At 71.6% G+C, this 15,565-nt stretch carries 12 protein-coding genes; 5 read left to right on the forward strand and 7 right to left on the reverse strand.

The features are described from left to right. Positions 1-403: 403 nt before the first annotated feature. From F4562_RS32025 to F4562_RS32035, 3 genes are read left to right on the forward strand one after another with little or no spacing between them, the layout of a single operon-like run. Positions 404-1,624, forward strand: a complete 1,221-nt coding sequence (locus tag F4562_RS32025) for an oxygenase MpaB family protein (protein WP_184546950.1) — start codon at positions 404-406, stop codon at positions 1,622-1,624. Between the two features lie 32 nt (positions 1,625-1,656). Further along, positions 1,657-3,933, forward strand: coding sequence for a molybdopterin cofactor-binding domain-containing protein (locus F4562_RS32030; protein ID WP_184546951.1), 2,277 nt, complete (start codon positions 1,657-1,659; stop codon positions 3,931-3,933). A gap of 15 nt (positions 3,934-3,948) precedes the next feature. After that, entirely contained in the window at positions 3,949-4,425 is a 477-nt protein-coding gene (locus F4562_RS32035) for a (2Fe-2S)-binding protein (protein ID WP_184546953.1), read from the forward strand. 247 nt (positions 4,426-4,672) lie between these two features. Here the strand turns inward: F4562_RS32035 and F4562_RS32040 are convergent, their stop codons facing one another. Then, complete coding sequence (locus F4562_RS32040) at positions 4,673-5,809, reverse strand: acyl-CoA dehydrogenase family protein (protein WP_311734242.1); 1,137 nt, start codon at positions 5,807-5,809, stop codon at positions 4,673-4,675. Next, positions 5,806-7,596, reverse strand: a complete 1,791-nt coding sequence (locus F4562_RS32045) for an AMP-dependent synthetase/ligase (RefSeq protein ID WP_184546955.1) — start codon at positions 7,594-7,596, stop codon at positions 5,806-5,808. The genes F4562_RS32040 and F4562_RS32045 overlap by 4 nt, the downstream gene beginning before the upstream one ends. A gap of 174 nt (positions 7,597-7,770) precedes the next feature. Between F4562_RS32045 and F4562_RS32050 the strand changes: the two genes are divergently transcribed. Continuing rightward, on the forward strand, positions 7,771-8,952 hold the full coding sequence (locus F4562_RS32050) for a TetR/AcrR family transcriptional regulator (RefSeq protein WP_184546957.1): 1,182 nt from the start codon (positions 7,771-7,773) through the stop codon (positions 8,950-8,952). 234 nt (positions 8,953-9,186) lie between these two features. On the opposite strand, the gene F4562_RS32055 is transcribed toward F4562_RS32050, so the two are convergent. Next, positions 9,187-9,627, reverse strand: coding sequence for a hypothetical protein (locus F4562_RS32055; protein ID WP_184546959.1), 441 nt, complete (start codon positions 9,625-9,627; stop codon positions 9,187-9,189). A 529-nt stretch (positions 9,628-10,156) separates the two neighbouring features. Here F4562_RS32055 and F4562_RS32060 point away from each other — a divergent pair. Further along, positions 10,157-10,366: a hypothetical protein gene (locus tag F4562_RS32060; protein ID WP_184546961.1), complete on the forward strand. Its 210-nt coding sequence runs from the start codon at positions 10,157-10,159 to the stop codon at positions 10,364-10,366. Positions 10,367-10,444: 78 nt separating this feature from the next. On the opposite strand, the gene F4562_RS32065 is transcribed toward F4562_RS32060, so the two are convergent. The 4 genes from F4562_RS32065 to F4562_RS32080 form a co-directional block, all read right to left on the reverse strand. Then, the gene (locus F4562_RS32065; RefSeq protein ID WP_184546963.1) at positions 10,445-11,656 is read right to left on the reverse strand and encodes a GNAT family N-acetyltransferase; all 1,212 of its coding nucleotides are present in this window, start codon (positions 11,654-11,656) and stop codon (positions 10,445-10,447) included. Between the two features lie 89 nt (positions 11,657-11,745). Next, positions 11,746-12,738: an ABC transporter permease gene (locus F4562_RS32070; protein ID WP_184546965.1), complete on the reverse strand. Its 993-nt coding sequence runs from the start codon at positions 12,736-12,738 to the stop codon at positions 11,746-11,748. Positions 12,739-12,751: 13 nt separating this feature from the next. Next, positions 12,752-13,789, reverse strand: a complete 1,038-nt coding sequence (locus tag F4562_RS32075; RefSeq protein ID WP_221207776.1) for an ABC transporter permease — start codon at positions 13,787-13,789, stop codon at positions 12,752-12,754. Then, a complete protein-coding gene (locus F4562_RS32080; protein WP_221207777.1) occupies positions 13,782-15,548 on the reverse strand; it encodes a dipeptide ABC transporter ATP-binding protein in 1,767 nt (588 codons plus the stop codon). Before F4562_RS32080 ends, F4562_RS32075 begins: the two co-directional genes overlap by 8 nt. Between the last annotated feature and the right edge of the window lie 17 nt (positions 15,549-15,565).

The raw sequence follows: 15,565 nt of genomic DNA on the forward strand, positions 1-15,565 counted from the left end.
AGACTCCGGCCCCGGCCCGCGTCCGCGCAGGCCGGGGCGTCGGGACGAGTTCTCGCCCCGGAATCCGGCGGACTCCGGCACCGGGGTGTTCCCGCCCCGACCGTCCGCCCGCCGAGGCCGTCCGCCCGCCCCGACCGTCCGTCCGGGGCTTGTGTGCGGGAGGCCGCGGTCTCCCGCGTCGACCGGTTCCCGAGGGCGTCGGAAACCCGATCATGAATCGGCCCGAACTCGTGACGCGCATCTGTTCACAAGGCCCGGAAAGGGCGACGAGTTCTGCGACGTCCAAGCACCACCTGGCTTGCATGCTTTTTCAGCGACAAAGCAACAAAGCAACAAAGCGACAAAGCAACAAGAAACGGATCAACAAATCGATGCTTCTGGAACTCAGGGAGGAGTTCAGGACATGACGGAGCTGAGCAGGCGCAAGATGCTGATCTCAGGCGGGGCCCTGGGGGCATTCGGGGCGTTGGGGATGGCGTCCCCGGCCCAGGCGCGCTCCATGACGCCTTGGACCTGGGCGCCGAGCGGTTCGGTCGCGGGTTCCGGCGCCGGCGTCGATCCGCGGTGGGTGTGGGACGAGGAGGCCGATCCGCTCGTCGCCTCGCTGCTCGATCGCGGCGCCGTGCCCGAGGTCAACCGCCTGCTGTGGGACTGGAACCGTAATGACCAGCCCCTGCCCGCAGGGCTGCCGGCGGATCTGCGCGACTTCATGGAGCGGGCCCGCCGGCTGCCGTCGTGGGCGGACCACGGCAAGCTGAACACCGCGGCCGAGTTCAACAAGTCCAGGGGGCTGTACCTCAACCTGCTCAACGGCGTGGGCGGCGGCATGCTGAGCACCGCCATCCCCAAGGAGGCCCGCGCGGTCTACTACTCCAAGGGCGGCGCGGACATGGAGGATCGCGTCGCCAAGACGAGCATCCTGGGATTCGCCGTCGGGGCCCTGAACGCGTACCGGCCCGACGGCTCCTGCATGGTCGAGGCCGTGAAGACCCGGCTGGTGCACGCGGCGGTACGGCACCTGCTGCAGCAGTCTCCCCACTGGAGCGGCGGCGTCCCGATCAGTCAGGAGGACATGCTGGTCACCTGGCACACCCTGCCGACCTACGCCATGCGCATGATGCGCAAATGGAAGGTCCCGATGACCAAGGCCGAGTCCACGGCGTACCTGCACGTGTGGCAGGTGACCGCGCACATGCTCGGCATCAGGGACGAATACATCCCCGCCACCTGGGAGGCGGCCAACACCCAGTCGGACCAGGTCCTGCCCCGGAACATGGGACCGACCCCCGAGGGCGTGGAGCTGACCGACATCCTGCTGGGCCAGCTCGCCGAGCAGACCAGTCCCGGCAGCGTCAGCCGGCCGCTGTGCAACGCGTTCGCCCGGTACCTGGTCGGCGACGAGGTGGCCGACTGGGACGGCATCAGGCGCGAGCCGGTGTGGGACCGGGTGATCGCCGCCGCCTGGCCGGCACTGGTGAAATTCCGCGAGGGTCTCATTCCGTTGCCGCTGGTGCCCGAGAGCGCCTGGGTCATCGACGAAGCCGCGCGGCGATACATCCTGTTCTATCTCACCAAGGGCAAGGAGACCAAGATCGAGATCCCCACGACCAACCGTCCCGGCTGAGCCGGATGACGACGGGATCGGAGGGTGACGGGATGGACGAGGCCATCGGACGGCGGCGGTTCCTCGGGTACGTACTGGCGGCTCCGACGCTGGTGGCCGCCGCCGAGCTCGGTCCGGCGCCGGCGGCCGGCGCCGGCGCCCGGCTGCCTTCGCCGGACCTCACGGAACTGCTCGACCTCAACGACATGATGACCGCGGCGGCGCTGCCGACCTCGGGGCTGATCTCGGTCGAGGTCAACCAGGACGGCACGGTGTCGTTCGCGTTGCCACGGGCCGAGGTGGGGCAGGGCATCACCACCTCGACTGCCATGTTGATCGCCGAGGAGATGGCCGTGCCGCTGGCACGGGTACGGGTCACACTGGCCGACGCCCGGCCGGAGTTGCTGTTCAACCAGCTCACCGGCGCGTCGAACACGACCATCGCCACCTACACCCCGATCCGGGTCGCCGCCGCCGTCGCCCGGCGCCGCCTGTTGGCGGCCGCGGCGGCCGAACTCGGCTCGCCGGTCACCGACCTGACGCTGAAGGCCGGAGTGATCACCGATCGCTCCGGCGGCAGCATCGACATCGGCGCGCTCGCGGGGAAGGCGGCGAGCACGCGGAACCAGCAGGTGCTCGTGGAGCTCACGCCGCGCGAGAACTTCACCGTCATCGGCAGACCGCACAACCGGATCGACGCGCTGGACACGGTGACCGGGCGGAAGAAGTTCGCGATGGACCTCGACGTCGCGGACGCGAAGCCGACGATGGTGTGCCGCCCGCCGACCATCAACGGCAGGGTCGGCTCGGTGGCCAACCTCGCCGAGGTCCGCGCCATGCCGGGCGTCACCGATGTCGTGGTGATCTCCACCGGGGTGGCGGTGCGCGCCGGGACCTTCGGCCAGTGCATCGACGCCGTACGAGCCCTGCGGGTCTCCTGGAAGCCCGGTACCGCGGAAGGGAGAACCGACGAGACCGTGCTTCAGGAGTTGAAAGCCGCGGAGCTGCCGATCGGGTTGAGGCCGCCGACCCCGACCGTGGAAGGCAGGTTCACCTTCTACTTCCGCAGCAACAGCGCGCTGGAGCCCAACTGCGCGATCGCCGACGTGCGGGCCGACCGCGCCGAGATCTGGTCGGCGTTGAAATCACCGATCGTCGCCAAGCAGGCCATCGCCGCCAAGCTCGGGCTGCCGCTCGGCAGGGTCACCGTGCACGTCACCGAAGGCGGCGGCTCCTTCGGGCGTAAGCTGTTCTTCGACGCCGCGCTGGAAGCCGCCGAGGTGTCCCAGCGGATCGGCAAACCCGTCAAGCTCATGTGGCACCGCGCCGACGACTCCCGCCAGGGCCGCACCCACCCGATGGCCACCTCGCGGGTGCGCGTCTCCTACGTCGGCGACACCGTGCTCGGCTACGAGCAGCGGCACACCAGCGTCTCCACGGACCTCGGCCACGGGCTCGGCGAGATCATCACCGCCATGGCCGCGCGGCTTCCGGTGGGCGACATCGGTTTCTCCCAGACGTTCTTCCACCTCAGCCAGGCGATGCCCTACCGGTTCGGCGCCGGCAGCCGGCTGCTCAACGAAACGGGCAAGGGCTTCAACACCGGCAGCATGCGTAACGTCTACTCGCCCGACGTCACCTGCGCACGGGAGCTCATCGTCGACCAGCTCGCCACGAGGATGGGCAAGGACCCCTACCGGTTCCGGCACGACTTTCTGCGCGACGCCCGCTCCCGGGCGGTGCTGGAGAAGGTCGCCGAGGCCGGCGACTGGGGGCGGCCGATGCCGGCCGGCACCGCGCAGGGCATCGCCTTCCACAGCGAGTACAAGGCCGTCAGCGCCGCACTGGTGGAGATCGACTGCCGGCCCGGCACCGTCAACCGCCCCATCCGCGACGGCGTGACCGGACCACGCGTCACCAAGGCCGTCTTCGCCGTGGACGTCGGCCTCGCCGTCAACCCGCGGGGTCTGCAGGCGCAGATGATGGGCTGCATCATGGACGGCATCGCGCTGGCCCTGACCTCCAGTCTGCACCTGCGCGACGGGTACTTCCTCGAAGCGAGCTGGGACAACTACTTCTACACCCGGCAGTGGAACACCCCGCCCGAACTCCAGATCATCGTCATGCCCAGCACCTCCGAGCAGCCCGGCGGTGCCGGGGAACTGGGCGTCGCCGCGTCGATGGCCGCGGTCGCCTGCGCGTACGGCCGCGCGACCGGGACGATGCCCACCAGTTTCCCGATCAACCACGGCACGCTCTCCTTCACCCCTAAACCGACCGTCCCCCCCGTTCCCCCGTCCCCGACCGACGGCCTGGACCACGCCCGCTGAAACAGGGAGATCCGAGTGCCTGAGCACACTTTCCGCGTCAACGGCGAGCAGGTCACCGTCGACGTCGCCGACGACGTGCGTCTGCTGTGGGTGTTGCGCGACATCCTCGGCATCACCGGACCGAAGTACGGCTGCGGGATCAACGTCTGCAAGGCGTGCACCAGCCACATCAACGGCAAAGCGGTCAACCCCTGCGCGATCCCCGTCAGGGACCTCCAGCCGACCGACGAGGTCACCACCATCGAAGGACTTCCGGCCACGGTCGGCAAGGACCTGCACCCCATGCAGCAGGCATGGCTCGACCACGACGTCGCCCAGTGCGGCTACTGCCAGCCCGGCCAGATCATGGCCGCCGTGGCGCTGGCCCGCCGTGCCGCCGCCGAAGGCCGTGAGATCACCGACGCCGACCTCGACGGCCTCCGCAACATCTGCCGCTGCGGCACCTACTTCCGTATCCGCGAAGCCATCAGAGCCGGCGCCGAGAACATGTGAGGACATGTGCGCGGCGGCGTGCCCCCGGCGGCGGCACGCCGGTCGGAGATCCCGCACGGCACGTCATCGTTCGGGACGCGCCGCGTGGGGGCCGGTCGGATCCCGAAGCGCGGCGTGACGGGGGCCCGGCGCGAGCGCCGGTTCGCCTCGACGGCACCCGGTGACCGGCGAGGACGTTCCGGCCGGTCGGCGGGTGCGGCGAGGTCCTCATGAGGTCCGCCGCCTCGCATGACGGGCCGGTCCGGGCTCAGAGCCCGTAGGTCTTCCCGATGATGTCGCGCTGGATCTCGCTCGTACCGCCGTACACGGTGGAGACCACCGTGGATCGCACCAGGCGTTCCATGCCGTACTCCGTGGCGTAGCCGTAGCCGCCCATCATCTGCATGCCGTCCAGCGCCATGGCCTTGGCGAACTCCGTGGCCTTCAGCTTGGCCATCGATGCCTCGCGCGGCAGCAGCCGCGTCGGATCGGCCTCGATCCGCCGCGCCACGTCGTGCACCAGCAACCGGGTGCACTCCAGTTCCGTGGCGTGGTCGGCGAGCCGGTGCCGCAGCGCCTGGAAGCTGCCGACCGGGCGGCCGAACTGCCGGCGCTCCCGCACATAGGACACCGTGTCGTCGAACGCCCTGCGCGCGGTGCCGAGCATCAGACCGGCGAGGATCATCCGCTCCAGGTTCAGTCCCGCCATCAGCTGGTGCCAGGCCTGGTCGACCTGGCCGACCACCGCGTCGCCGGGCAGGAAGCAGTCGGTGAAGTAGAGATCGTTGACCTCGCGGCCGCCCATCGTGTCGATGCCGCGCACCGTGAGCCCGCCGACTCCGGCCGGTACGGAGAACATGGTGAGCCCGTCGTGCTTGCCACCTGCCGTGGACGTGCGCGCGACGAGCAGGATGTGGTCGGCGATGTGCGCGTTGGAGCACCAGGTCTTCTGGCCGTTGACCACCCACCCGCCGTCCCGCCGCCGGGCCTCGCACGTCAGCGCGCCGACGTCCGAACCGGCGCCGGGCTCGGACATCGCCACCGCCAGCACCGCGCCGCTCACGAAGTCGCCGAGCACACGGCGTTTCTGCTCCTGGCTGCCGAACTTCTCGTACGAGGCGGCGGTGATCGCGGACGTGCCGAACCCGCCGATCGGCACCTGCCAGTAGGCGGTCGTCTCCAGGAACAGGAGCAGATCGACCATGCTCTGACCGGCGCCGCCGTACTCCTCCGGCACGGCGACCCCCAGCCAGCCGAGCTCGGCCATCTTCCGGTACAGCTCGGCGTTGTGCGGCGTGGCGCCGCCGTAGGTCAGCTTGAGCCACTGCTCGCGGGTCCCGGCCTCGCGCCGGCAGAAGTCGTCGATCGCGGCCACGAAGTCACGCCGCTCATCGGTCAGGGTCACGACGATGATCCTCCCGCGTAGAGTTCCTCGATCACGTCGGCGTAGCGCTGCTCGATCACGCGCCGCCGCAGCTTCAGCGTCGGGGTGAGCTCCCCGCTCCCCGGGCTCCACGCGTGGTCGAGCACGCGGAACGCCTTCACCTGTTCCGGTCGCGACAACGCCTCGTTCGCCCGCCGGACGGCGGCGGCCAGTTCCTCACGCACGCGGGGTTCGGCCGCCAGCTCCTTCGGCGTCGTGGCGGCCAGACCGTGCGCCGCGGCCCAGGCGGGCGCGGCCTCCTCGTCCAGCACCAGCAACGCCGTCACGTACGGGCGGCGGTCCCCCACCACGACCGCATAGCCGATCATCGGGTGCGTCCGCAGCAGCGACTCGATCGCGCTCGGCGCGATGTTCTTACCGCTCGCGGTGATGACCATCTCCTTCTTGCGGTCGACGATCCGCAGCAGTCCGTCCTCGTCGAACCTGCCGATGTCGCCGGTCGACAGCCAGCCGTCGGCGTCCACCGCCGCCTGGATCCGCCCGTCCGGCTGCAGGTAACCGAGGAACACCAGTGGCCCGCGCACCTCGACCTCGCCGTCCGCGGCGAGCCGGACCTCCATCCCCGGCATGGGCAGGCCGACCGTGCCGGCCCGGTAGTTGCCGGGGAAGGTGCTGGTGGCCGAGCCCGTGGTCTCGGTGAGGCCCCAGACCTCCATGATCGTCATGCCGAGGCTGCCGAAGAACTCCAGCACCTGGGCCGGGATCGGTGCGGCGCCACTGCCCAGCCGGGCCGCTTCGGCAAGCCCGATCCGTTCCCGCAACGGGCGCAGCACCGCCCGGTCCGCGCGCTCCAGCGCCTCGGCGAGCTCGTCGGACAGCGGGTCACCGGTGGCGCGGATCCGGTACGCCTCGGCGGCCAGCTCCCGTGCGTGGTCGACCGCGGCACGGCGGTCACCGTCCATGCCGGACAGCACCTGTTGCAGCCCGGCCGCGAACTTCTCCCACACCCGTGGCACGCCGAAGAACCCCTGCGGCCGCACCTCGGTCAATGTGTCGAGCAGCCGGGTGGGGTCGGCGCAGATCGTCAGGTGTCCCGCGCTGTAGAGCGGCAGATACATGCCGAGCACCCGCTCGGCGATGTGCGCGAGCGGCAGGTAGGCGACCGTCCTGGGGTGCGCGGGCACGGGTTGGACCAGCTCCTGGAGCGCGCACTGGTAGAGCACGTTACGGTGGGACAGCACCACGCCCTTCGGATCGCCGGTCGTGCCCGAGGTGTAGATCATCGCCACCGGGTCGTCCTGGCCGGCCTCGACGACCGGCGCGGCATGCCCCGCCGCGAACAGATCGGTATAGCGCGTGTGCCGGCCGTCCGCGTCCTCCAGCACGACGACGCCCTTCAGCGCGGGCATCCCGGCCAGCGCGGGCGCCCAGCGTGCCAGCTCGGCGGGACCTTCCAGCACCACCACGGTCGCCGCGCTGTGCACGGCGACCTGCCGGATCTGCTCGGGGCTCAACGTCGCGTAGGTCGTGCACGGGATCGCACCCAGCTCGACCGCGGCGAGGTCGACGACCCAGTGCTCCGGGCGGCTGGACATGTCGATGAGCATGCGCTCGCCGCGCCGCAGGCCCAGCGCGGCCAACCCGCCCGCGACGGCGAGCACCTCCTCCCGCAGTTCCCGCCACGTCCGGGTGTGCCCGTCGGCACCGGTCAGCGCGGGCAGGTCGCCCTGCACGACGGCGTTGTGCCGCAGCAACCGGGGAACCGTCCATGCGCCGACCGCGGCGCTCACCTGCTCAGCCGTGACCATCCGTCGCTTCCCTCCATCGGGCGCCGATGCGCTCCCATAAGAAACCGCGACCACATGATCTGTCAATGCTTCCGAATCACGACTTACTTATCGCATCGTCTACGCAGGTGAAGTGGGCTAAGCTGATTCATGGTCGCCGGTTGCGTAATCACCTGTGCCCGCTACACTCGCGTCATGCCGCCCAGCCGACGCCGACGGCCCAAGGACCGCAAGGCGACCATCGCGCTCGCCGCCGCGGAACTGTTCTGCGTCCGCGGGTTCCACAACGTCGGCATCGATGACATCGCCGAGGCGGTCGGCATCACCGGACCGGCGATATACCGGCACTTCCCGACGAAGCAGGCCGTCCTCGCCGCCGCGGTCGAGGAGCTCGGCGACAGCTTCGCCGAGACCGTGGCCGCCGCCGCGGGCGGCGAGGACCCGGCCGAGCGACTCCAGGCCGCCGTGCGGGCGCTCGTGCGCCACACCCTCGACCGGCGATCCGTGGCCCGGCTCTACCAGTGGGAGGGGCGCCACCTGCCCGCTGAGCAGCGGGCACGGCTGGCCGAGCGGTTCGACGCCACCGTGCGCACGTTGCGGGACATGCTGCTCGACGCCCGGCCGGAGTTGTCCAGACAGGACGCCGCGACGCTCATGGCCGCCGCGCTCAGCGTCATCGCCAGTCCGTCCACCCACCGGGCGAGCCTGGCCAGGGCCGCCGCGGAACACACCGTCGGCGCCTGCGTCCGGGCCCTGCTCACCGCCGATCTGCCGGCACCGCGCCGAGGGCGGCCAGGCGACCCCGGGCCCGAACGACTGGGGCTGCTTCCCCGCAGGGAACGACTCCTGGCCGAGGCGGTGCGGCTGTTCCACGAACGCGGTTACCACGCGGTGAGCATCGCCGACATCGGAGAGGCCGCGGGCATCAACGCCTCCAGCGTGTACACGCACTTCTCCAGCAAGGCCGAACTGCTCGCCGCCGCCTACTACCGCGCGACCAGCCGCCTGGAGCTCGCCACCGCCGCCGCCCTGGTCGAGGCGGGCACACCGGCGCAGGCGCTGCGCCGGCTGGTCGAGACCTACGTCCGGATCACGTTCGAGCAGTCCGACCTCGCCGCGGTGTACGTCTCGGAGAGCGAGAACCTGCCGGCCACCGACCGCCACCACCTGCGGGTCGCGCAGCGCCGGCACGTCGACACCTGGGTGGGGCTGGTCGCCGAGCCAGGGGGCGGAGAACCACCCGCCGCGATCCGGTTCCGGGTGCACGCCGCACTGAACGTCGTCACCGACCTGGCCCGATCCTCCGGCCGCTCGGTGACCGAGGAGAGGACCGCCGCACTGGTTCTCCGCCTGCTCGAACCACCGGCCGACGACTGACGCGATCTCGCAGAGCCGGACGACGTCCGCCTATCACCGCTTTTCTTCCTCTCTGCGGCCTGGGACTGATAACAGATCGGTAAGACCGTACTGTCATGGGCCACCTACAGTGGGTGACTTTCGTCAGGCTGGAGGGGGTGGATGAGATACGGGAGGCGCGATGCACGGTGAGCACGACCGCACTCACGACCACGGCCGCGGCCTCGGCACCGCGAGACCACGCGGTCGCATGCCCTACAGCGACCTGCCGTACCCGGCCGCTCCACGCGTCCCGGAGGCGGCACGTCCCGCGCGACCGGCACGTTCCGCGCAACCGCCGCGGCCCGCGTCCTCCACCAGACCGGCCGAGCCCCTGGAGTCGACGCAGCCCATGGAGGCCGTACGCCCGGTGCGGCCGATGCGGCTCGTCGCATCCGGGCGGGCCCCGGACGAGCGGCGGGGCTGGACGGACATCTCCAGCAGGCCGTTCTCCATGCCGCCGCCGCCCAGCCTGTGGCATCGGCCGTGGACGCGCGTCTCCCGCGAGCAGCTCCTGGGGCCCGCGCTGATCGCCGGATTCCTCGTCGCCGCGGGTGTGGGGGTGTGGTCATCGGGGTGGTCGCCGTTCTCCGGGCGGTCCGGCACGGGCACGGTGCCCGCCTCCGCGCCGGAGCGCCTGCTCACCGGCCGCGACATGACGGGCTCCCCGGTGCCCGGCGGTTCCGCCGCTCCCCGGCTCGACCCGGGCATCCCGGGCGTTCCGGCACCCGGCGGTGCGGAGGCACCCGCCGCCGCCCCACCGGACCGTCCGGCACCCGGAGCCGCAGGCGGTCCCGCAGGCCGGGAGGGGAAGGCGAATCCCGGGAAGACGGGAAAGGCGAGGAAGGCGGACGCCAAGCGGGGAGGTGGGAAGGACCGGGAGGCGCGGAAGGCCCGCCGGGACCGAGGTTCGGCGCGGGTGGTCCCGGCGCAGCCCACCCGCCCCGCCGAGTCCGGCCCGGTCACCCCGGCGCGGCGCGCGGACCGGCCCGGCTCTGAGGGCGTGCGACACCGGGAGAGCCGCGGCAGGCGGGACACACCGGGCACCGGGGGCGGCGCGAGAGCAGCGGAAAGCCGGGAACCGAGGGCCGCGGGGACGGAGTCCGGCCGGTCCGGGGCCGGGAACGGAGATCCGGGACGGTCCGGGGCCGGAAGCAGGGAGTCGGGGCGATCCGGGGCCGGGAACGTGAGATCCGGCCGGTCACGGCAGCCGGCACCCAGACCGCCCGCGCCGCCCGTCGCCCGGCCGCCGGAGCCTCGCGCCACCACCGGCACCGGCCCGCTCGCCGGGATCAGCGCCGCCTACGCCTGCCGCCACCTCTCGTCCGGAGACTGGCGGTACGCCTACTGTGTGCAGGTCTGGAATGACTACCGGCGCAGGAACGGCCTGCCGTGACCACGGAAGCCCCGCATCCGGGCGGGCACGCGCAGGATGCGTCGCGCACGCCCCCGTGGACGACCGGCCGGGCCCGCGTCAGAAGAACGTCCCGGAGAACGGGAGCGCGTCGGTGCCGAACAGCTCGTCGGCCGCTTCGGCCGCGCCGCTCCGGTGCACGGTCACCCGACCGGCGCGGACGTGCTGCCACCAGCGCGAGCCCCCGAGGTAGAGCGCGCCGAGGGTTGCGACGTCCACCGACAGGTCGGCGGGGGCGTCGGTCCTGGCCGCCCCCTCGGCGGTGATCAGGTAGGAGCCGGTGTTCTCCGGCAGCAGGTCGTCGGTCACGGCCAGGACCACCGCAGGCGCGCTTCGGTAGGTCCGCCCGTCCAGCGCCGCGGGTACGTCGAGGATCCGCAGCCACGTCTCGTCGGAGACGGAGACCGTGCGGACGGCGCGTTCGTCGGTCAGCAGCGCCGCGAGCGGATCGTCGAGGGCGGTGTGGGGGAAGACGATCCGGTCGACGAGGTCGACCGCGAGCAGGTGCCGGATCAGCCCGGTGTACGCCTCCGGTGTGGTGGCGACGAGGTCGTCGACGACGATCGTGCGCTCCCGGCTGGTGAACCACTCGGCGGTGTCGATCGGGTGATACCGGACAAACCCCTCCTCCGCGTCGGCCGGGCCGTGCACGGCGACGTAGGAGGGACCGGTCTCGCCGCCGCGCCGCAGCTCCTGCAGCCGCCACCAGTGGTCGGGCCGGTGGATCGCGCCGGCCCGGAACACCTCGCCGGACTCGTAGATCCGGGTGAGCAGCTTCCACGAAGCGGTGGCGTCGACGAGCCGTACCCGCCCGCCGCCGGGCACGGTGTCCCGCAGGCGGGCGTCCCGGCGGGAGAGCTCGCGCCGGGCGAAGGAGCTCGCCACGCCGTACCCGAAACGCTCGTAGATCACCGCCTCGGACGCCCGTAGCGTGGCGACGACCTCCCCTCGTCGCGCCAGGTCGGCGAGCTGGTGCCGCAGCAGCTCCGTCACGATTCCGCGCCGGGTGTGCGTCGGCAGCACACCGACATGGGTGACCGCGGCGTGCGGGACCCGCTTCCCGCCCGGCACGACGAGCCAGCCCGAGTACGAGTCGGCCGTGCCGGCCAGCTCTCCGTCGACGAAGGCGCCGAGGGTCCGGCCCGGTTCGAAGAGCCGTGGGAGGTCGGCGCCGTGCGGAAGGGGCGGCAGGCCGACGAGGGCCGTACGGAACACCGTGGCCGCGGCGAGGAGTTCGTCGTCGTGGACGAGTACCCGCACACCTGGTTTCATGATCGTTTCCTTGCTCGGGTCGGGTCGGGTCCGGGAGGGGCCGGCTGCGTACGGCTGCGTACCGCTGCCGTGCCGGTGGGTTCGGTCGCTCAGGTGGAACCGGCGGGGTCCCGCAGCCGGGTGACGACGTCGACCGCGAACGCCGAGATCACGAAGATCGCCGCGGCCAGCACGGTGGTGCCGATGACGACCGGGAAGTCTCCGCCGACCGCGGCTTCGACGGCGAGGCGTCCGACCCCGTCGAGACCGAAGATCTGCTCGGTCACGATGGCGCCTCCCATGATCGCGGCGAGTTCGAGCCCGCTCAGGGTGATGATCGGGTTCAGGGCCGCCCTGAGCGCGTGGTCGAAGTAGACCCTGCGCTCGCTGACGCCCTTGGCGCGGGCGGTACGGATGTAGTCGGAGCCCAGGACGTCGAGCATGTTCCCGCGCACCACGCGCTGGAAGATCCCGATCTCGGCGATGGCGATCGTCAGCCAGGGCAGCGCCAGATGCCGGGCCCACTCCACCGGGTCCTCGGTGATGCCGACGTAGCCGCTGCCTGGAAACCACCTGATGCCGTATGTCGAGAGCTTGAAGTACAGGAAGTACGACAGCAGGATCCCGCTCAGGAAGGTGGGGACGGACAGGCCCGCGTAGGAGAGCGCCGACAGGAAGCGGTCCACCCAGGTGTCCGGCTTCATGGCCGCCAGCACGCCCAGCAGGATCGAGAGCGTCATCCAGATGACGAGCGCACCCAGCGCGAGCGAGAGCGTCACCGGCACCTTGGACAGGATCAGCTCGGTGACGGGGCGTTGCTGGCGGAAGGAGTACCCGAGCGCGGGCGGCCAGTTGAACAGGCCCATCGGCGCACCCTGGATGTCGGGCCCGCGGTACAGGTAGTGCCACAGCTGCAGGTACCACGGCTCGTCGAGGCGCAGCGCCCGGGTGATCCCGTCCAGCGTCCGCTGGTCGGCGTTGCGCGGCGCGAGTACGGCCGCCGGGTTGCGGTAGGCGATACGTGTGATCGCGAAAGTGATGATCAGCACTATCAGCAGGGTCGACAGTGCGCGGGCCGCGTGGCCCAGGATCTGCCTTCTCACGGTGTGGCCCTCCTCATCCGCGATCGGGGTCGAGGACGTTGCGGATGCCGGAGCTGATCGCGTTGAATCCCAGCACGGTGACGAACATGGCGATGCCGGGGCCGAGCAGGAACCACGGCTGCACCTGGTAGAGCGACGACCGCTGCGCCTCCGCGATCATGTTTCCCCAGCTGGCGGTGGGCGCCTGGACACCGACGCCGAGGAACGACAGGGTCGCCTCGGAGAGGATGTTCAGCGGGAGCTGAACGGCCCAGTACACCGCGACCACCGGCAGGACGTTGGGCAGGATCTCCCGCGTGATGACGCGGCGGCGGCTCGCGCCGACCGAGAGGGCCGCCTCGACGAAGGGTTTGCCGCGCAGCACGATGACCAGCCCCCGGGTCAGCCGGGCGAAGTAGGTCCACGCGAAGAGTGAGATCACGATGGTGACGAGCACGACGGGGTTGAGGACGGGCTGCCCGTCGCCGCCCCCGTTGAGCGCGACCAGGCTGAGCGCGGTCACGACGAAGGGGAAGGAGAGCGCGACGTCGATCACCTGGGAGAGCAGCCGGTCGGTGCGTCCGGCGAAGAACCCGGCGACCAGCCCGACGGCCGTTCCGACGACGAGGGCGAGCGTGGTCGCGGGTATGCCGACCAGCAGGGAGATCCGGGCGCCGTACAGGGTCCGGACGAGGACGTCGCGGCCGTTGCCGTCGGCGCCGAGCAGGAAGTCGCCGCCCGGGCCGACCGGCAGCCCGCTCTCGCTGAGCGCCTCCGATCGGAACTGCTGGTTCGGGCCGTGCCCGGTGAGCGCGGCCGCGAGCGGCGCGAGCAGCGCAGCCAGTACGATCACACCGACCAGGACCAGGCCGACCCGCGCGGAGCGCTCGCGCAGGATCGCCCCGAGGACGGGCCCCGGGAAACGTCGTGGCCGCCGCACACCGTCCGGCTCCGGCGACGGCTCCGGCGACGCGGGCGGGCCGGCCTCGGCGGGCGGTGCGTCCGGTGGCAGGGGGGTGGGCGGGGTGCCGGATCCGATGAGGGGGGCGTCCGGCGGCACGGTGCTAGACATGGGCCACCCGGTCCGTCCCGGGCCCGACGCCCAGGTCGTGCGGGTGGTCATCGTCGTGCGGCGCGTGCGGTTCCGGGGCCTTCGCCGGGCGTCCCCGGCCCGGGATCGAGGCGAGCAGCGTACGCGTGTACGGGTGCCCGGGGTCGGTGAACACCCGGTGGGTCGGCCCCTGTTCCACCACCTGCCCGTCCTTGAGGACGACGACCCGCTCGCAGAGGTCGGCCACCACTCCGAGATCGTGCGAGATGAACAGGAAGGACACCCCCAGTTCCGCGCGCAGCCGCCGCAGGAGCGCGATGATCTGCGCCTGCGTCGTGATGTCGAGCGCGGAGACGGGCTCGTCGGCGACGACCACCGCCGGTTCGAGCGCGACGGCGCGGGCGATGGCGACCCGCTGCCGCTGCCCGCCGGAGAGCTGGGACGGGAACCGCTCCAGCACCGACGGGGGCAGTTCGACCCGGCGCGCGAGCGCTTCGACCCGGGCACGGATCTGCGGCGCCGAGAGCTTCGTGTTCACCGCGAACGGCTCGGCGAGGGTGGCGGCGATCCTGCGTCGCGGGTTGAGACTTCCGTAGGGATCCTGGAACACGACCTGGACGGCGGAGCGCAGGCCCGCGTCGAGACGGGCCGGGCCGTCTCCCACTTCGTTGTAGACCGCGCCGCGCAACGACACCGACCCGGCGGTCGGCCGGACCAGGCCCGCGATGATCCGGCCGACCGTCGACTTCCCCGACCCCGACTCGCCGACGAGGCCGACGATCTCGCGCTCGCCTACCTGGAACGAGACGTCGGCGAGCGCGGTGAAGGAATCCTTCCGGCCGCGGCGGCGGTAACTCATGTGCACCGCGGAGATCGCCAGCAGCGGGGCCGGATCCGCGGACGGGCTCTCGGCCCGTCCCGCGGACGGGCCGGTCCCGTTCGCCGCCGCGCCGCCGGCGGACCCGTGCCCAGCAGGACCGTGCCCAGCAGGACCGTGCCCGGTGGGCACGGGCACCGGCCCGTGCCGTGCCGCGCCGAGCAGCGTCCTGGTGTACTCGTGCCGGGGGGCGGCGTAGATCTCGGATGCCGGCGCGGCCTCGACCGCCTCGCCGTCGCGCATCACCACGACGTCGTCGGCGATGTCGGAGACGACGCCGAGGTCATGGCTGACGAAGATCAACGCCGTGCCGTGCGCCGCCTGGAGCCGCCGCAGCAGCTTCAGGATCGACGCCTGCACGGTCACGTCGAGCGCGGTGGTCGGCTCGTCGGCGATGATCAGTCCCGGGTTCAGTGCGATCGCCATGGCGATCATGACGCGCTGGCGCATCCCCCCGGAGAAGTGGTTCGGGTAGTCGTCGATCCGTTGCCCGGGGTCCTTGATGCCCACCTCGCCGAGCAGGTCGAGCACGCGCCGCCGCAGGGGGTGCCGCCCGACCCGCTCGTGGGCGGTGATCGCCTCTGCGATCTGACTGCCGACGGTCTTGAGCGGGTGCAGGTTGCTCAGCGGGTCCTGGAAGACGAACCCGATGTGCCGGCCCCTGATCGCCCGGAGCTGCCCGGGACGCAGCGCGGTCAGGTCGGTGCCGCGGTACAGGGCCGAGCCCCGCACCACGGCACGGGCCGGCAGCAGGCCGGTCGAGGCCAGCAGGGAGACGCTCTTGCCCGAGCCCGACTCGCCGACGATCGCGAGTGTCCGGCCGGGTTCGACGGCGAAGGAGACGTCGCGGACCGCGGCGAACGCCCGGTCGCGGTCCTGGAACGTGACACTCAGGTTTTTCACAGAGAACAAGGCCACGG

It is taken from the genome of Streptosporangium becharense, from assembly GCF_014204985.1.
GTDB classification, from domain to species: Bacteria; Actinomycetota; Actinomycetes; order Streptosporangiales; family Streptosporangiaceae; genus Streptosporangium; species Streptosporangium becharense.